Below are 18,052 nucleotides of genomic sequence, written 5' to 3'. Positions count from 1 at the left end.
AGGCGATTTTTTCGATGGAGATCAAACCGTGAGTTTCAAGCTATTGCTTCTGCCCCCCTTCCTCTCAGGCCCTGCGGACCAACTCATTCGTACGCTCGAAGGCAGCGTTCCGGGAATAAAGGTGGTCGTGGCGGACAGCCCCGAAGGGGGAATCGAACATTTGCGTGACGCCGATGCGGTCTACGGGTTCGTTCCGCCGGATCTGTTCGGTCATGCGCAGAACCTGCGATGGATCGCGGGGCCGATGGCGGGTTTGGGCGAAAAGTGGTTCTATCCGGCCCTGGTCGAAAGCGATGTCGTCGTCACCAATGTGCGTGGCATCTATAACGAGCAGTTGGCCGTCCATATCATGGCCTTCATTCTGGCATTCTCGCATCGGTTCGACCGCTATTTCCCCCAGCAAGTAGCAAGGGGCTGGGGTCACGCCGAAACCAATATGGACCTGCGAGCGCAGACGGCTTTCATCCTCGGCCTAGGTGGCTCAGGCGCGGAGGCCGCCCGACTTTGTCATGAATTCGGCATGCATGTGATCGGCTGTGACATGCGACTTCAATCCGCGCCGGCGGGAGTCCAGGAACTCATTCCCATTGCCGAGATGCCGAATCGTTTGGGCGACGCCGATTTCATCGTAGTGACCGTGCCTGAAACGCCGGCAACGCGTGGCCTCTTTGATGCGGCGATGTTCTCGCGCATGAAGCATGGTTCCTATCTCATTAATATCGCTCGCGGAGCACTGGTGAAGTTGGACGACCTGGTCGAAGCGATGCGGTCGGGGCGAGTGGCTGGCGCCGGCCTGGACGTTCTCGAAATTGAACCCCTGCCCGCCGACCATCCTCTTTGGAGCCTTCCTGGTGTGCTGATAACCCCCCACTCTGCCATTAATGGCGCCGAGGAAGACCAACAGCGGCAGCGGATAGAGATTCTCGTCGAGAATTGTCGGCGTTTCGCGGCAGCCGAGCCACTCATCAATGTGGTCGATAAGCATTCGTGGTTTTAACAAACGGAGGAGAGATATGTCCGAGACTACCGGTCAGGTATCACGCGTAATAGCAATAGAGGAACACGCTTGGACGCCAGAGCTTCGCGCGGCGCTGCTCAAGTTCGGCGGTGACGAGACCATCACCACCTGGAGCAATCAAGAAACGACTAATCGCCGGTTGCTCGATGTCGGCGAAGAACGGCTAGCGCGGATGGATGCCATGGGCGTGGACTTCCAGGTGCTTTCCATCACGGCGCCCGGGACCCAGCAACTGCCTCCGGAGCTGGCGGTACCCCTCGCCCGCGATGCCAATGATTTCCTCGCCGATGCAGTGCGGCGCCGCCCGGATCGCTTCGCCGCTTTCGCCACCTTGCCCACTCCCGCCCCGGAGGCCGCCGCAGAGGAACTGCGCCGCTGCGTTTCCGAACTGAAGTTCGTCGGCGCGATGCTGTTTCCGCGTACCGGCCCGAACTATCTCGATCACAGCAGTTTTAGGCCGATCTTCGAGGTCGCCGCGGAATTGAACGTCCCGCTATATATTCATCCCGGCCTCCCGCTCCAGGCCGTGCGCGACGCCTGCTACAGCGGCTTTAGTTCCGCAACGAACCTGATGCTGACCACGGGAGGGTGGGGTTGGCACGCAGAGGCGGGATTGGCCGCTCTGCGGCTAACCCTCGCCGGAACCTTCGACCGCCACCCCGGCTTGCAGCTCATCCTCGGCCATATGGGGGAGATGCTCATCTCCTTCGCCGATCGAGCCGATGCGCTCACCAAAACCACCAACCTTGAACGATCGGTTCTCGACTGCATCACCGGAAACATCTACGCCACCCCCGGTGGCGTGTTCAGTCACCGCATGCTGCGACAGAACCTCGATGTCTTGGGCCCCGATCGCGTCATGTTCGCTGTGGATGATCCCTACAAAAGTACGCTCGGGCAACAAGGCAAAGCGGCTTTCGGACGCGGCTTCTGCCGCGATTTCATCGAAACCGCGCCCATCAGTGCCGAAGAAAAATCGAAATTGGCGCATCTGAACGCCGAGCGGCTCCTGCGTATCTGAACGCCGAGCCGCTCCTGCTCTCCCGCGCCTGATCAACGCGTCTGGCACCGCTCGCAGCGGTGCCAGACTCACTTCAAACCAGTGACGCGGTGCACTCTTTACTGGCTTAAGATCTATTTCACGCTGATTTTCTGTCCCAAAGTTCTGAGAATGCGGCAGGATCTGAAGCTTGTCTCTCCGCGTAACGGTGACGTTTTTCGTGGCCTCGAGCGCCACTACAGGAGAACGACGGCCCTGCGGAAAAGAACGGCGCACATTGTGTTATGTGCCACCCATCAGGGTTATCACTGTATGAGCTTAGTCCAACCTGGTACTTGCCTCTGAGAGAGCTATTTTCCAGGTCCGCCGGATGTGCCGGTTCTGTGAACTTGGGCCAAGCCAGATCACCATTAGTCTCACTATTGCATTACGGTATGGACGTTATCGACGTGTGGTCGTGACATGCTGAGTTTAGCTTCACGTACTCCTTAGGGACGCGGTGGCGCGCCCCCCTTCCGATCAGTTCTCCGGCATTGGCTTTCTTTTTTCCGACGCGCGTCTCGAATCGTGACCACCCGACTCCTTGCCCCACGCCCATCTTGAAGGATACTAGGGTTATCATTATGTGAGAATTTATTGACACTCAGTTTTGCGAGTCATAAGCTTGGGCACATATCTGATGGAGCGTGAACAATGCAGCAAGATAAGTATCGCAAGCGGCACAAGCGGCCTCCCGCCAACCTTTCTTCGAAGGGGCAATCTTGAAGCGGCCTGCATCAAATCCATCAAAACGCAAACGGTAAAGAGAGGTTCGTCGTGGAAGTCATTGCTTATTCGGAAAATGGTGTGTCGCTGCAAGGGCTTCTAGTTCTCCCCCCTAGCGCCACTGTTCGCGCCGGCGTGCTGGTGTGTCATGAAGGCCCGGGGCGCGGAGATCACGTCCTGCGCCGGCTCGAGATGTTGGCAGAACTGGGCTATGCGGGCTTCGCGCTCGACATCTATGGCGAAGGCTCGCCGGTCGAGAAGGATCCCCAGAAGATCTTCCCCCGGCTAATGCCTTGGCTGGAAAAACGCGAAGCGCTACGCTCCCGCGCTCTGGCGGGGCTCGATACGTTCAAGAAGGCGGTGCAAACGGAACTCACCTTCGCGATTGGCTTTTGCTTTGGCGGGACGGTCGCGTTGGAACTCGCCCGTATGGGAGCGCCGGTGGATGGCGTCGTGAGCTTCCACGGTGGTCTCAAGGCAACCATTCCGGCGGTGCCCGGTAGCGTGAAGGCGCCCATACTGTCTTGTGTCGGGACCGAGGATCCGAGCATTCCGCTAGAAGATCGCACCGCCTTCGAAGCCGAAATGATTGCCGCCGAGGCCAAGTTCCAAACGCTGTTGTTTTCGGGAACGAAGCACGCTTTCACCAACAAGGATGCCCCTCCGGTACCGGGCCTCGCCTACAACGCCTGGGCCGAGCAGCAATCCTGGTCGGCCATGCAATCCTTCTTTCGGGCACTGGAGACGAAATAGACGGCCTGCCGTCGCCTGCTAGGGTCGTGAGTTAGAAATTCGCATACAAGCCTCTCGCCCTGGTCGCGACCGACACAGTGACGCAACGACTCTTTATGAATCGCGAAAGGAAAGTGAGGCACCATGACAGAACATTTGTAGTGCAAATTAAATGCTGCATCAATAATGTCAGAGGTTAAAGGAGACGGTGATGACTTCGGTAGATGGTTCTCTGCGCTTGTCCAGAGGCGCCGGTCAGAGTAACCGGCTCACCCACCTCCCCGTCGAGTCAGCGATGCTACGTATGCGTCGAGGCATTTCGGGTGACCAGTTCTTTGGTCATTTACTTAGTAACCCTAATTTTTATAGCCAAGCCGGTAGTCGGCAGTTTGCAAGTTTTTACACGGCCACGTCAGCAAAACTTAGACGTTAAATATCCCCTAATTTCATATTAAAAAAAATGAGACACCTGACACTCGCTATCCTAACCATCGCGGCGGCCTCCGTAGAGGTAGCCCATGCCCAAAGCTCAGTGACGCTTTATGGACTGATCGCCACTGGCATTCAGTATGCCAACAATAGTGCCGGCGGAAAGCAGTACCAACTCAGCAGTGGCGGCCCTCAAGCCGATCGCGTCGGATTTCGCGGTGTCGAAGACTTGGGTGGCGGCCTTTCCACCGTTTTTGTTCTGGAAAATGGCTTCTCGGGCACGACCGGGGCACTCGGACAAGGCGGCGACTTCTTCGGACGCCAAGCCTATGTGGGTGTCAGTTCTTCAAAATATGGAACCCTAACGTTAGGGCGGCAGTACGATGAAAGCTTCTGGTACATAGCCAATTTTTCAGGCGCAGTGAAATTTGGTGCTGCTTTCAGCGTGCATCCCGGGGACATGGACAACCTGATCTCCAACCACCTGAATAATTCGATCGCGTTCAAGAGCGTCAATTACGCTGGCTTTTCTTTTGGGGGCATCTATAGTCTTGGCGGGATCCCGGGTCAGTTCAGCAAAAATCAAATCTATTCTGTCGGCGCCGGATACGATGGGGGTTCATTGTCGTTAGCGGTGAGTTACGTAAATGCCCGGAATCCTAACTACTCTTATTGGGGAAACAACCCTTTATCAAGTACAACGGGCTCCAACATGAGCAGCCTGGTGTATGCCGGGTACGCCTCTGCCAAGACGCAACAAAATTTCGCGGCCGGCGCCTCTTACAAAATTGGCTCATTGACTTTAGCCGCACTGTATACGAACGTGCAGTTCAACAAAATCGGAACAGAGCCGGGTTTGCCTGCTGTCGGTGCTCCGGGGAGCGCCAAATTCAACAATGTGGACGTCAGCGCCAGCTATTTTGTAGCTCCGGATCTGCAGGTGGGCGTAGGGTACACACTCACCAAAGGCTACGAGGTGAATGATGCGACTTATCAGCAGGCCAATGCCGGAGTCGATTATTTTCTGTCAAAACGAACTGACCTATATCTCATCGGAGCGTATCAACACGCCTCGGGCACCGACTCGACCGGCAAGGCAGCTCGAGCGCAGATGTACCTGCTATCGCCATCGTCGACCGCGAATCAGGTCGTAACGCTCATTGGAATTCGGCACAAATTTTAGCTCCCAGCAGACCGAGGCCCCTTCCATCGCGTCAGTCGTCGACGAATCAAGCCTCCAACTTGTGAACGCGGCGTTTGACGCAAAGGGTCGCCGCGGTACGCTAGCCCGACGGATGGGAGGCGCGGAGCGTGCGGAATCTGAGGTCGGTCGGAATCACTGGAGGCCAACCGGTTAAGCAGCATTCCGCTCTAGGTAGAAACGCTGCGTGAACGCGCCAGGCGACAGGTAGTTCAGACGCGCCTGCGTGCTGTCAGTCGTAGAACATTTCGATGTATTCGCTGATGGCACGCCTAGTCTGTTCGCGCGATGATAGACCAGTTCGCTCTTGAGCGAACCCCTGCGCGAGTCCGCATTGCTGGTGGCGTGACATCAATTGATGCACCGTCTGGTTGCTCGAATTCCTTCAAAGCGGCACTACCCGCAGTTTGTGCACGAGGCGGATTTAGACGGGGGAAGATGCTTCGCGACCTTCCAGAGTAACAGTTCGTCGATGCAGCTGGCTTGGTGATCCGCGATGTTCGTAAGCACGTATTCAAGGTAGGAGCGCGGGTAGATGTCGCTCAATTTGCATGAGCCGACCAGGCTATACATCGCGGCGGCCCGCTCACCAAGCTATCAGAGCGAGCGAACATGAAGTTGCGCCGGCCGAGGGCCACGCAGCGCTAGGCGTTTTCCGCGAGCAGGTTGCTGATCTCGATGCGGCCGTCATCACAGAACAGAGTGAGCCCGTCCCAGCGGTTCAGTGAGTAGTTGGTCGTGCATAAAATCCATCGGCCACACCGCATTCACCGACATCGGCACAACCAACGGCTCTGGGGCCTGCCGCACAGGCTTGATGCGCAGATTCAATTCGAGTCCGCGATAGATGCAGTCAATTCGCTTATGGTTCCACCCGAAGCCTTTCACGTTGCGTAAGTACAGGAAACACAGCCCAAATCCCCAGTTACGGTGGTTGTCGGTCAGCTTCAGTAACCAGTCAGCGATTTGACCGTTCTCTGCATTGCGCTTTCGCTCATAGCGGTAACACGTTTGGCTTACGCCAAACGCCTCGCATGCAAGCAATGGGCTGCTCTTCTCTTGCCTGACGCGTCGCCGTTGGTCCGGCGGCTTGCCGCGGATATCAGCTTCGATTTGGTAGAACTCGCCAATCATGTCGAGCCATTTCTTCGTGGTTTCCGACGGAGCCGTCTCATGCACGTTGGAGACGTACCGGCGCGCGTGGTCCGTAAGCGACTCGCGAGGGCCGTTGTCCACGGTTGATTGAGCTGGTCGCTACTTTAGTTCCCACTAGACGATTTGATGGGAACTAAGGTGGACGAGACATTGAGTCGTAGCCCGAAGAGCAGGCGACCGAACTTCCCGTTGATACAAAGCGGCACTTAGTCGAACAGACCTTCGAGTCGGGAGCGTCGGTATCGCGAGTTGCCCGGCGTAACGACATCAACACGAATTTGCTGTTCAGAAGAACGTCACTGACCTGTCGAACTACAGATATCGCCGGGTCTGGGGCATGTTGCGCCGTGAGAGGGAGCGCCGAGATATCGCTATAGTGAACGCCAAACGCGTGTATCGGGTGATGCGCGTTCATGGCCTGCTGCTACAACGCAGACCTCCGCCGTCACGGCCGAGTCGTCGGCACGATGGCAAGGTCGCGGTGGCGAAGAACAACCGGCGTTCGTGTGCCGATGGATTCGAGTTTCGCTGCGACAACGGCGAGCCACTGCGCGTGACGTTTGCTCTGGATTGCTGTGACCGTGAAGCCATGAGCTGGGCGGCGGACGATCGGTGCTCACAGTGGCGATGTGTTGCGTGACGTGATGCTTGCCGCCGTCGAAAACCGATTTGGTAACGTCTTGAAGGCACCGGCTGAAAGCGAGTGGCTGATGGATAATGGCTCGGGCTACACAGCGGACAAGACTCGGAGCTTCGCGTCGTCCATCGGGCTAGAGCCATTGACCACATCCATCTGCAGCCCGCAAAGTAATGGAATGGCGGAGAGCTCGGTAAAGAGGATGAAACGTGACTACGTCGCCTTCATGCCGAAGCCCGACGCAAAGACTGCGGCGCACAATCTCGTCGTCGCGATCGAGCGCTGCAACGAGCATCATCCTCACAGCGCGCTGAAGTACCGCTCGCTACGCGGGTTCAGGAGCAGGACCGATTCATCAACCCACGTGTGGGGCGGTGTCCTGAGGAACGGCGGCAAATCCATTCCCACCCTCGATCACCACCACCTTGATCCCGGCATTTGGCAGCTGCGATTGCAGCAGTTAATCCGGCAAACCACCGCCGACGATTGCCAGATCCACCGTTTCATCCTGTGCAGGTTAGTTACGGTGTACTCGTTTCTCCTTGCACGTACGCGTCCAGGCGGCGCCCTCCACAGCGATGTCGATCTGTGGTGCAGTATAGATACCTCACGCTCCGAAGCAATTATCCCAATAGCTCTTACGCCACAACATTTTTAACGACTATATAGAGCTATATCGTCAGCAATTTGCCCATACATCCAGTGAGATTTGCGGCCTACGTTCGACTTACCCCGCCCTGCTCTCGTTCGCTTTCGGCGCGCGGCCCCTCCAAACATCGTCGACTGCCGCTTACGAGCTCTAACCCGCCCGAAGTGACGCCTTGCCGCCCTCTGCCGCAGCTGCCGGTGCCATGTACGCCGCCACAACGTAAAAGACCGTCGTCACGAGCGACATGACGGTGGGCACGAGCAGTCCATAAATGAGGCTCTGCGACCCGAGCCGTGCTGATGTAGCATCGCTGATCATGCCGGTCACGAGGGGACCCAGTCCTAGTCCGAACAACGTGGAAATGCTCAGGACCAGTGTCATGGCGAACGAGCGATTGCCGGGCGCAACGACGGCCTGCACCATGGTAAGCCCTGGAGCCTGGCAGACAGCGAACAGGAGGTTGCCGAGACCCAGCCCGATCAGCGACAACACCTTAGACGGGGCGAACAGGAACATCAACATGCTGGGCACGATCAAGAGGGCAGACACCGCGGCGATCATGCCCATGGTGCGCAGCCGGCCGCCTGCGATGTGAGCGGCGAATGCACCCAAAAGAACGCCCACGAGCCCGAGCAACCCTCGAAAGAAGCCCGATGCTAACCCGATCGAGGCGGCGTCGAGGTGATCGACACGCGCGAGCACTGCGGGGGTCCAGGCGGAGAAGGTGTAGTTCACAAAGGCGGAGCCCATTACGGCGCATAGCAGCACCAGGTACGCGTTGTTGGCAAAGAGCTGCTGCAACGCGATCAGCGTGCTTTTGGGCTGTTCTACGGCGCCTTGGTCATCGGACTGTCCCCGCGTCGGCTCCGTTGCCGTGAGCTTCAGCACGACCGCCAGGAGCACCCCCGGCGCGGCCATTGCCGCGAGCGCTGCCCGCCACCCGTAATGCTGGTTCAGCCACCCGCCCGCGCTCAATCCGAGGAATAGCCCGATGTAGGTGCCCGACGCCCAAATCCCGATGGCCCGAGCCCGCGACCGGGCGGGATAGAGGTCGGCGATGAGGGAGGTGGAGGGGCCGCTACCGGTCGCTTCGCCTATAGCCACCGCGGATCGCGCCAACACTAGCTGCGTCATGTTGGCCGCAAACCCCATCCCGATGGCCACAATGCTATAGAACAACATGCCGATCGAGATCATGTTGATGCGGCTATACCGATCTGCCATTCGCCCGATCGGGATCGACGCGACAACGTAGACGACTGAGAAGCCGAATCCAGTCAGCAAGCCGAGGGCGGTGTCTGACAGGTGCATCTCTGCCTTGATGGATTGCAGCAGGATCGCGACCACCCCCCGATCGAGCTGATTGATGCCCATTGCCGCCGTCAACAACAACAACACCCATCCGGCGGGGGCGGCTCTAGCCGGCCGACGTGATGCTCCCACGAAAACTTCCTCGGATTTCAATTTGTGTCTCCTATGTAGTTCGCGTTATTACGTCTCATCTCCCACGGCTTGATACTTGAGCCCTGGTTCAGACGCGAATTGATACGTCAGCTAACCCGCATCGACTGTTCGCAAATGGCGGTCTTAAGGAACTCCAGTCCCCGGACCAGGTCGCCCCGCGTCCGTGGAGCCCCCAGCCCGATGCGCAGCGCGTTCGGATGCACCCCGTCGACGGCAAAGCCATCGCCCTTCGCGGCAACGCCATTCGCCCGAAGGTGAACACCAAACTCAGGGATCGTCCACTCTCCGGGCAATGACAGCCACAGGTGAGGACCCGCGGGGTGGGCCGCGATCGTTTCGCCGTCCAGGATCTGCCGCGCAATGTCCTGCCTGGCGCCGCATTCCGTCCGCACCGCGTCCAGGATGGCAGAGGCCGATCCATCGTCGATCCACTGGCTTGCGACAGCAGCCGTCAACGGCGGTGCAAGCAGAGTGATAACGCGAAGGCCCTCTGTCATCTGGGCTCTGCTGGCTTCGGGGCCGACGCAAAAGGCAACGCGCAGACCCGGCGTAATGCACTTGGAAAGGCTTGAAATGTAGTATGTTCGGTCCGGAATGATCGACGCCAAAGGGGGCGACGACTCTTTGGGCAGCAGCGCATAGGCGTCGTCTTCAAAGACTGTGAGGTCGAATTGCCTGGCGACCTCGGCGATCTCCAATCGACGGCCCCGCGACATCGTCGCGGTCGTAGGGTTCTGGATGGTTGGAGTACAGTAAAGAAATTTTGGCCGATGACGCCGGCAGGCCTCGGCTAGGGCTGAGGGGATAATGCCCTCGCTGTCCATCGGCACGCCGAAGAGCGGCACGCCGAAGTGGCGGCACACGGCACGGATTCCGGGATATGTCAGGGCTTCGGTCACAATGGCTTCGCCTGATCTTACGAAGGTCGTAACCAGCGCCACGAGCAGGGAGGCACCGCCGGCGCAGACTACCAGGTTATCGACGTCCGTCGCGCCCAGAAGGGGACGCAGCCACAGTGCGCCAGCCCTGCGGTCCTCTAGGCTGCCCGTGCTGCTGCCATAGCTCAGCAGGTCCAGGACGTCCCTGCTGCGCTGCAAGGTCGCGAGCGCCGAACGAATCCTGTTTGGCAGCGCGGCCGCTTCGGGCTGCGGCGGCACGTTCATTCTCAAATCCATCTTACGACCTCCTCCTTCGATGAGCGAGGCGACGCCCTGCCTCGCAGACTCTTCTCACCCGGGAGCGGGTGGACCGTACGTCGACGCGAGTCCGAGCAGGCGGAAGCAAAGATGATCACGTTCGGGGCCACTCTGGCGATGAGCGAACCTGAAGCAGTCATATCCACGACTTCGGCCCTTGACGAATCTCTCGCTGCATAGGATCTATGTCGCGGCGACAGGCGCGCTCAGAACGGATAGTCTATCCCCGTCTCTTGCACGGTAATCCAATGATCACGCGTCAGTTCTGAGACGATCCAATCGCCATTGAACCGACCGATACCGCTATTCTTCTCACCACCAAACATGTTGAAGGGACTGTCTTGCACCGGAATGTCGTTGATGTGCGTCATGCCGGCCTGAATCTGTCGGGCGAAGCGGATGCCGCGCGTAAGATCCCGCGTGAAGACCGAGCTGGAAAGCCCGTATTCGGTTTGATTGGCAAGCGCAAGCGCCTCCCGTTCACCGTTGGCGCGGATGATCGGCGCGATTGGAGCGAACAGCTCGGTCTGCGCAAATACGCTGTCATTTCGAACATTCGCAAAGACATGGGGCGGCACGAGAAGACCATCGGCCTCACCGCCGAGCCGCTCGTCGAACCCGGCTTGGCGGGCGGTCGCGATACTCTTTAGCGCCGCCGCCTTCTGTTTGGCGTTCATCAGCGGTCCAATCACTGTTTTGGGGTCGCTGGGATCGCCCACAGTGAGTGTGCGTGCATGCTCCACGAACCGCTCGACGAATTCGTCATACAGGGAGGTATCGACAATGATGCGATTACAACTCATGCAGATCTGGCCGCTATGGAGGAACCGGGCGAAGATCGCAGCGCGGACCGCCTGATCGAGGTCGGCATCGTCAAGCACTACGAATGGTGCGTTGCCGCCAAGTTCGAGGCCTATGTGCTTGAGCGTCTTGCCACTCATCGCAAGTTCGCCGATATGCTTGCCGACCCTCGTCGATCCGGTGAATGAGATCAATTTAGGCACGGGATGGAGCGTGAACGCGTCACCGATCTCCTCCACATCGCCTATGATGATATTTAGGAGTCCAGCAGGGAGGCCGGCTTCTTCATAAATCTTCGCGAGGAGAAGGCCGCCAGTCACCGGTGTGTCTTCGGCAGGCTTGACGACGACGGCGTTGCCCGTAGCCAGCGCCGGCGCGATCGAGCGATTCGATAGATGCATAGGAAAGTTCCAAGGACTGATCACGCCGACGACGCCGACGGGCTCGCGATAGACGAAGCTTTGCTTGCCTGTACTGTCGATCGGCATGATCCGGCCTTCGACGCGCGAGGGCAAAGTGAGAGCCTCGATCAGGCCCCCTCGAACGGCGGCCCATTCAGCGCCAGCCTTCAGCAGGGTGCCACCGGTCTCGCGGACGATCCAATTGATAATCTCCGCCTGCCGGTCCTCCATGATGCTGAGCACCCGCCGGAAGAGTTCGATCTTCCGGCTGGGACCAGTCCGTGCCCACTCTATCTGCGCCACAGCCGCCGTTGCGTAAGCTTTCTCGAGGTCGTCCACCCCCGCCAGGGTGATCTCTGCGAGGGTTTCGCCATTGTAGGGATCGACGCTACAGGCTGTTTTCCCCGCACTCCCGGGGCGCCAATCGCCGGCGATATATTGGCCTGTGAACCCGGAATAGGGAGTGCGTTGGCTGGTCATGGTCATGATCCTCGGAGGCGAAAGTGGTGCCGCGTGGAGAACGCGGCGTTTGGCAGAGCGACGAAGCTGTGTCGCGATGTTAGGACAAAAACAAGCCTAGCGGTCGAGCGCGCACGATGGCCGTCAGGTCCCTTGCTTCTCGACGCGGCGCCGGACGGCGAGGAGCGTAAGTGCCACGGCCAGCATCGTTGTCGCAATGACGAGGAAAAACGGGATGCCATGTCCGTGGAGCAGGAAGGGGCCGACAACCGCACTTGTGACTGCACCAAACCTTCCAAGGCCGGCGGTGAGGCCGACGCCTGTTGCCCGGAACGAGGTGGGGTAAATCTGCCCTGCCAATACATAAATGACCGCCCCGGTACCCGGTATCACAAATCCCGCGCAGAAGAGACCGACGAACATCCACCCCCCTGCATTGCCATCGGTAATCCGAAGCAAGACTGCCATCGAGGCCGCGCAGGCGACGGCGACCATGCTCATGCCGAACAGCGCCGATCGTGAGCCTACCCATTGCACGAACTTGGCCCCGATGATGCCGCCGATCAGCCCGCCGGCGCTGAAACAGGACAGCCCGGTGCCGATGAAGGCTGCGGAATAGCCAAGATCGGTCAGGAGTGTCGGAGACCATGTGTAGACGAGAGTGGTCGAGAAGACGACGAAGAAGAAGGCGAAGCCGATCAGATAAGTGTCGCGCGCGAAAGATCCGGAGAGCACGGCAGAAACTGGGACACGCTTTTGAGATGCTGTTTCACCAGTGTCAATGAAGCCTGAGATCGTGAAGTCGGGCAAACGCATGGATGACACGATCTTATCGATCTTGGCCAGGTTGGCCGGGTTTCGAACGAGGAACCGCAGCGATTCTGGGAGAAAGGCAAGCACAAGGACTGCAACGAGCAGTGGCAGTCCGCCAGCGACGACGAAGAGAGCCTGCCAGCCATATCCGGAAAGAATAAAGGCGGAGAGTAGACCGAGGACGATTCCGCCTACCGGCGGGGCGCTCATGGATATGCCAAGGGCGAGGCTGCGTTGACGGACCGGGGTATATTCGGCAACGAGAGTAGCCACGTTAGGCATCGCTGCGCCTAGCCCCAATGCGGCAAAGCCGCGCATCAAGCCAAGACCGAGAAGATTGTGGCTGAAGGCGCCGGCCAACGTGAAGGCGCCGAACGCGCATGTCGAGCCGATCAGGGCCGTCTTGCGACCGAGGCGATCTCCGGCGAAACCTCCGACTGCCGTCCCGATAGCCGTGGCCACGAAGCTGAGAGCCATAAGGATCGCAAACGCTGAACGGGGTTCGCCCCAGTCCTTGGCAATCGTTGGGAGGGCCAGGCTCAGCACCCCTGAATCGACACCGTCTACCATGGCGACCAAGCTCGCCAAGAGCAGAATAAGCTTTTGCCGTGGATGCCACTCACCACGGTCGAGGATCTCCGCAACATCGAAGACATGTGATGAAGCGGTAGTGGCTTGTACTGTCGTCATGGACGGCAAACCTATGCAGAACAGAGTTGGAACGGTGATCAGTGCCTCGCTGCTGTCGTCGCCGCGGCCGTCGGACAGATCACGGTTACTTTTGACAGTGAGGCCACCTGAGCGCGTTGTCACGATGGAAATGCACTTGCCTGATAGAGCCAATCCAACCCCGCGTAGGACTGCTCTGCGGTCCTTGCGGACAGCATGATATTGCGCATTTCGGCCTTCACTCCCTCGGCGTGGTAGAACTCGCCGTGAACGCGCGCCATGACTTGGCATCGCCCGGTTCGAAGATAACGCTGCCGCTGATAATGCTGGAAGGCTGCGGGCAGATCGTCCCGGCTCTGCGCGATGGCGCGCGACAAGACGACCGCGTCCTCCATGGCCATGCAGGCACCTTGAGCGAGATATTGCAACATGGGATGCGCGGCATCGCCTAGCAGCGTGATGTTGTGCTTGCTCCAATTCTTGACCGGTTCTCGATCGCACAGAACCCACATGCGCCAGGCATCGATCTTGGAAAGCAACGCCTGAACCACGTCGCACGCGTCCGCGAAACACCGGTGCAACTCGGCGGCGTCGCCTGTCGTGTCCCACCCTTCGGCGTATTTATCGCTGTGGAAGACGGCGACGAGATTGAACAGGTCACCGCCGCGAAGAGGATATTGAACGAGATGGTGCTTCGCTCCTCCCCAAAGGACCATCGCGTTCTGCCGAAATTCCTCCGCCACGCTGGCGGTAGGAAGCACGGCGCGATAGGCGATATGGCCGGAGACGACCGGCGAACCGTCTCCGACGACGAGTTGTCGGGTGCGCGACCAAAGCCCGTCTGCGCCGATTAGAGCTGAGCCATGGAAAGTTCGTCCATCGCTTGTTTCGAGTTTGACCGTGGTTCCCTCAATGATGTTGTCGATCCGGGCGCCGGTGATGAGCTCGATCAGATCGCTCTTCTTGGCGGCATCGAGCAGCGTCGTATGCAGGTCGGCACGATGGATAAGCGTGTAGGGGAAATCAAATCGCTGCTGGAAGGCGTCGCCGGTCGGTATCGCCGTGATCCGTTTTCCGGTCATGCTGTCCATGAATACGAGTTCGTCGGGGAAGACGCCGAGCTTCATGGCCTCCCCCTCCAGCCCCAGTGTCATCAAGGCGCGATATCCGTTCGGCCCAAGCTGAATGCCTGCTCCGATTTCACCGAATTCCTTGGCCTGTTCGATGACGATGGTTGGAACGTCGATCTTTGCCAGGGCGAGGGCAGCGGCGAGGCCGCCAATGCCGCCGCCGAGAATGAGCAAGGGGTCCTGTTTCATCATTTGACCACCATTTTGATATTGCCGATTTTGCTGATTGAGGCGGACACGGTGTCGCCCGGCCGAATGGGGCCCACGCCTTCCGGCGTTCCGGTAAACAGGACGTCGCCTGGCTCAAGCGTATAGAAGCTGCTCGCGAACTCGATGAGGTCGCGCGCGGTCATGATCAGATCGCGCGTATTGGCCCGCTGCCTAGGTTCGCCGTTGACGTCGAGTGCCAGGTCGAGATTCGTCGCATCGCTGAGTTCGTCCGACGTCACGAGCCATGGGCCGAGAACGGAATAGGTGTCCAAGGATTTGCGAAGGCTGCGCTCCTCCGGTCCGCGAATCGTGATGTCCAAGCCGATGCAATAGCCGGCGACATAGTCCAGCGCCTCAGCCGCCCGCACATTTTTGGCGGTTTTACCGATGACGACCGCGAGTTCGATCTCATGGTCGGTGCGACGATCGGGAAAACCGATCACGATGTCGGCAGATGCGCCGACCAATGAACTTGTCGCCTTCAGAAACAACCCGGTCTCTTGGATCTTGCGAACGTGCCCTCGAGAGAAGGTCGCTTCATCAGCGATGGCTTCGTCTAGATGTGCTTGGTAGTTGACCGGGGCGGCGACGAGCTTGCCAGGGTTTGCGACCGGGCTTTCCAGCGAAACCTGGTTGAGCGGGAGGCGTGGAGCATCCGCTAAAGCTGCTTCCAACTCTCCCCGTAAACTCGGCAGTGCCTCGATAAGGAGATCATGTCGCGGCAATGGATAGCCGGGGACCTTCAGTCGATTGAGAAGATAGGTGCAGTCGACGACCTCATCGCGGTCAACTATGCCTAGCCGGCCGCCGTTGAATATACAGATCTTCACTATGTTTCTCCGATTGAGTGTTAAGTCGCAGCTTTTTCGGATCTCCAAAAGCCTAGCGACTCTTGGAGAGAGCGATCCGAGAAGCTGAAAAGAACACATGAAGCGTCGGCTTCGAATGACCGCCACTCCCATCCAGGAATCACGAACACGTCGCCTTCGCGAACCTCGATGGCCTGACTACCGATCTTGACGCGGAGCTCGCCCTCGACGATGCAAGCAACCACGGCATCGGTCTCGCGATAGGTCCGGCCGCGGAAACCGGCGGGAAATAGCTGGAGAAACGCTGCCATGCTCGCGATGGGGGAGCTTCCAGTCGTCGGATCCGTATATCGAAGCTTCAGAGCTACGGCGTCGTCCCAATCGTCTGCTTGGGCGAGTTGAGTGAGCGCGGCCTTTGCTCGCACGTAGGGATAATGGAAGACCGGGCTTGTGGTGGTGCTCGCCATATGGCCGACCGGCACGAATCCAGAGGCGTAGCGCGCCAAGGAATCGCCGGCTGGACGGCTCAGGTTTTGTCGTTCATTGGTGTCGTCAGCGGAAAAACCAGCATTGAGCAGCTGCACGATCGGCACGTCGAGGCCGTCGAGCCACATGACGGCGTCGGAACCTTCTGCGCCATGGTCGTGAAACACGCCCGAGGGAGTGATGATGAAGTCACCTTTGGCCATGGTGACCTTCTCGCCGTCGACTGTAGTGAAGCCGCCTTCGCCTGCGAGGATCAAGCGCAGCGCCGAAGCGGTGTGCCGGTGGCTCGGCGCTGTCTCGCCCGGGAGGATCATCTGAATTCCGGCATATAGCGAGTTCGTCGCCATCGACCGCCCGCGAAGCCGCGGATTTTCAAGTACCAGCACGCGCCGTTCGGCGTCCTCGGCTGAGATCGACTCGCAGGCGACAACCATGTTCGCGCGGATCGTCTCAGCTCGCCACACAATAGGATCGATCACTTGGCGAGGTTCGCGCGGCGTGAGGCCTCGAAGCACTTCCCATAAGGGCGCCATGTTGTCGCCGTCGAGTCTTTGGCGAAGCTCTCCAGCTTCCATAGCATCCTCCCGATATTTGATAATTCTCAATATATAGTAATATTTCAACCACTGTCAAGAGGACGTGTGGGCGACAAAGTGATGTCGCATAAGCGCGACCGCAGGGCTGACGGTTGGCAATGGCCGAACCATCGTTACCTAGAGACATGAGTTTTCACGGCGCGCTCTATTGCTTATAGCGCCTGGATGTCAGCAAATTGATCCACGGGCAGAGTGATGCGTTGCCACGCCGCGGCGCCGAGAGAGGCGCTTCACCCCTATGTCGGAGCCCAGTTCTAGGCTAGACTAGTGTCATATAGTGATAATCCTGTTGGATGCGCACATGATCCGGTGTGCGCCGTTCCTTCCCGCAGGGCCTCGTAGCTGCGCCAAAGGTGCGCGAGTGCCGCCGCGCAAATTATCTTGACACTTCCGGCCCTGCAATGTATTCGACAAATTATTATCAATTAGTGGGAATTTTGCATGATTTTCTTTCTTTTACCTATCTGGACGGCGCGGCCAAGCATTTGGCGAATGTTTGCCTATTCGCAGCCCCCGGCAAGGAGTAAGAGCTTGGCCGTTCGTCCCCCCAGAAGTTGTCGCAAATTAACTGGATTGGAAAATCCGGCCCCCGGGCGTGGGCGTCAGAGGCCGAACGACGGCCTAACGGGACTGTGAGCGCGCATGTCTACGTCAGATAAAGTCCTTTCGATACTGAGCTTATTTTCGATCGAAAGAAGTGAATGGACCGTCGAACAGGCGGCTCAAGTGACCGGTCAACCCGTGAGCACAACCTACCGGCATTTTGCGGTCCTCGCGAAGGCGGGTTTTATCGACTCATTCCGAGCCGGACGCTATGTCCTGGGGCCCGCCGCCATCCAGATCGACTGGTTGATCCGAAAGACCGACCCGCTGCTTGCGGCGACCCAGCCCGCCATGAAGTTCCTCTCGGGCGCCGTAAACCGGCCGGCGGTAGTCCTTTTGTGCCGATTTTATCGGGGTCAGGTCATGTGTATCGACCAGGCCATCGCCGGCAATCCAACCTTTGCCTCAAGTTACCAGCGGGGAAGGCTGATGCCACTGGCACGAGGGGCGGCATCGAAGGTCATATTGGCAACCCTATCGGACCGGGAGAAAAAGTCGCTGCAGGCCCGCAATGGAACGGAATTCGCCGCGGCAGGCCTGGGAACCGACTGGGCGGAGCTTCGCGCCTCCCTGGCTGCAATCCGAGACGCAGGCTATTCGATCACTCACGGGGAAATCGATGAAGGTGTCATTGGTATAAGCGCGCCTATATTCGATGCCGACGGCGCGCCACTTGGTTCTATTTCCTATGTGATCTCGGACAAGAAGGCTAACCAACAAGGCATAGAGCGCATGGCTCTCATGCTGAAATCCGCAGCCGCTCAGATCACGACCGCACTCGGCGCCTAACTAAAGGATCGTCAGTCATCGGTGGATGACGCTAGCAAGT

The 18,052-nt window shown here is 58.7% G+C and carries 12 protein-coding genes and 3 pseudogenes; 6 read left to right on the top strand and 9 right to left on the bottom strand.

Annotation, left to right across the window (positions count from 1 at the left end; translation table 11 throughout):
* The first annotated feature begins 28 nt into the window (after positions 1–28).
* The 4 genes from ACSQ36_RS45425 to ACSQ36_RS45410 all read left to right on the top strand — a co-directional run bounded on the left by ACSQ36_RS45425 (position 29) and on the right by ACSQ36_RS45410 (position 5,127).
* Entirely contained in the window at positions 29–997 is a 969-nt protein-coding gene (locus ACSQ36_RS45425; protein WP_436187363.1) for a D-2-hydroxyacid dehydrogenase, read from the top strand.
* A 16-nt stretch (positions 998–1,013) separates the two neighbouring features.
* On the top strand, positions 1,014–2,039 hold the full coding sequence (locus ACSQ36_RS45420; protein ID WP_436187362.1) for an amidohydrolase family protein: 1,026 nt from the start codon (positions 1,014–1,016) through the stop codon (positions 2,037–2,039).
* Between the two features lie 795 nt (positions 2,040–2,834).
* Positions 2,835–3,536 (top strand): dienelactone hydrolase family protein, encoded by a 702-nt coding sequence (locus ACSQ36_RS45415; protein ID WP_436187361.1) that lies wholly within the window; start codon positions 2,835–2,837, stop codon positions 3,534–3,536.
* 439 nt (positions 3,537–3,975) lie between these two features.
* Positions 3,976–5,127, top strand: a complete 1,152-nt coding sequence (locus ACSQ36_RS45410; RefSeq protein ID WP_436187360.1) for a porin — start codon at positions 3,976–3,978, stop codon at positions 5,125–5,127.
* 414 nt (positions 5,128–5,541) lie between these two features.
* On the opposite strand, the pseudogene ACSQ36_RS45405 reads toward ACSQ36_RS45410, so the two are convergent.
* A pseudogene (locus ACSQ36_RS45405) lies at positions 5,542–5,879 on the bottom strand (IS66 family transposase); the annotation flags it as partial.
* Positions 5,875–6,381 (bottom strand): annotated as a pseudogene (locus ACSQ36_RS45400) (IS66 family transposase); the annotation flags it as partial. The pseudogenes ACSQ36_RS45400 and ACSQ36_RS45405, both read right to left, overlap by 5 nt.
* 220 nt (positions 6,382–6,601) lie before the next feature.
* Here ACSQ36_RS45400 and ACSQ36_RS45395 point away from each other — a divergent pair.
* Positions 6,602–7,304: pseudogene (locus tag ACSQ36_RS45395) on the top strand (DDE-type integrase/transposase/recombinase); the annotation flags it as partial.
* A 432-nt stretch (positions 7,305–7,736) separates the two neighbouring features.
* Here the strand turns inward: ACSQ36_RS45395 and ACSQ36_RS45390 are convergent.
* From ACSQ36_RS45390 to ACSQ36_RS45360, 7 genes are all read right to left on the bottom strand, one after another.
* Entirely contained in the window at positions 7,737–9,029 is a 1,293-nt protein-coding gene (locus tag ACSQ36_RS45390) for a spinster family MFS transporter (RefSeq protein WP_436187359.1), read from the bottom strand.
* A gap of 107 nt (positions 9,030–9,136) precedes the next feature.
* Positions 9,137–10,225: a PLP-dependent aminotransferase family protein gene (locus tag ACSQ36_RS45385; RefSeq protein ID WP_436187358.1), complete on the bottom strand. Its 1,089-nt coding sequence runs from the start codon at positions 10,223–10,225 to the stop codon at positions 9,137–9,139.
* Between the two features lie 227 nt (positions 10,226–10,452).
* Positions 10,453–11,928, bottom strand: a complete 1,476-nt coding sequence (locus ACSQ36_RS45380; RefSeq protein WP_436187357.1) for an aldehyde dehydrogenase family protein — start codon at positions 11,926–11,928, stop codon at positions 10,453–10,455.
* Positions 11,929–12,051: 123 nt separating this feature from the next.
* Positions 12,052–13,533 (bottom strand): MFS transporter, encoded by a 1,482-nt coding sequence (locus ACSQ36_RS45375; protein WP_436187356.1) that lies wholly within the window; start codon positions 13,531–13,533, stop codon positions 12,052–12,054.
* On the bottom strand, positions 13,530–14,711 hold the full coding sequence (locus tag ACSQ36_RS45370; protein ID WP_436187355.1) for a 3-hydroxybenzoate 6-monooxygenase: 1,182 nt from the start codon (positions 14,709–14,711) through the stop codon (positions 13,530–13,532). Before ACSQ36_RS45370 ends, ACSQ36_RS45375 begins: the two co-directional genes overlap by 4 nt.
* Positions 14,708–15,559, bottom strand: coding sequence for a fumarylacetoacetate hydrolase family protein (locus tag ACSQ36_RS45365; RefSeq protein ID WP_436187354.1), 852 nt, complete (start codon positions 15,557–15,559; stop codon positions 14,708–14,710). Before ACSQ36_RS45365 ends, ACSQ36_RS45370 begins: the two co-directional genes overlap by 4 nt.
* A gap of 20 nt (positions 15,560–15,579) precedes the next feature.
* Positions 15,580–16,599, bottom strand: coding sequence for a cupin domain-containing protein (locus tag ACSQ36_RS45360; protein WP_436187353.1), 1,020 nt, complete (start codon positions 16,597–16,599; stop codon positions 15,580–15,582).
* Between the two features lie 663 nt (positions 16,600–17,262).
* On the opposite strand from ACSQ36_RS45360, the gene ACSQ36_RS45355 reads away from it, so the two are divergent.
* Complete coding sequence (locus tag ACSQ36_RS45355; protein WP_436187352.1) at positions 17,263–18,012, top strand: IclR family transcriptional regulator; 750 nt, start codon at positions 17,263–17,265, stop codon at positions 18,010–18,012.
* The last annotated feature ends 40 nt before the right edge of the window (positions 18,013–18,052 follow it).

The organism is Caballeronia sp. LjRoot34, from assembly GCF_964253815.1.
In the GTDB taxonomy this organism is placed as follows: domain Bacteria; phylum Pseudomonadota; class Gammaproteobacteria; order Burkholderiales; family Burkholderiaceae; genus Caballeronia.
Note: the sequence above shows the minus strand (reverse complement) of the source record. Positions and strands in the feature narration are given on the sequence as shown.

Bases quoted from the DNA above. Each gene is read 5' to 3' on its own strand.
- ACSQ36_RS45420 (WP_436187362.1), top strand. From the start codon at position 1,014: ATGTCCGAGACTACCGGTCAGGTATCACGCGTAATAGCAATAGAGGAA.
- ACSQ36_RS45410 (WP_436187360.1), top strand. From the start codon at position 3,976: ATGAGACACCTGACACTCGCTATCCTAACCATCGCGGCGGCCTCCGTA.
- ACSQ36_RS45385 (WP_436187358.1), bottom strand. From the start codon at position 10,225: ATGGATTTGAGAATGAACGTGCCGCCGCAGCCCGAAGCGGCCGCGCTG.
- ACSQ36_RS45380 (WP_436187357.1), bottom strand. From the start codon at position 11,928: ATGACCAGCCAACGCACTCCCTATTCCGGGTTCACAGGCCAATATATC.
- ACSQ36_RS45370 (WP_436187355.1), bottom strand. From the start codon at position 14,711: ATGATGAAACAGGACCCCTTGCTCATTCTCGGCGGCGGCATTGGCGGC.
- ACSQ36_RS45360 (WP_436187353.1), bottom strand. From the start codon at position 16,599: ATGGAAGCTGGAGAGCTTCGCCAAAGACTCGACGGCGACAACATGGCG.
- ACSQ36_RS45355 (WP_436187352.1), top strand. From the start codon at position 17,263: ATGTCTACGTCAGATAAAGTCCTTTCGATACTGAGCTTATTTTCGATC.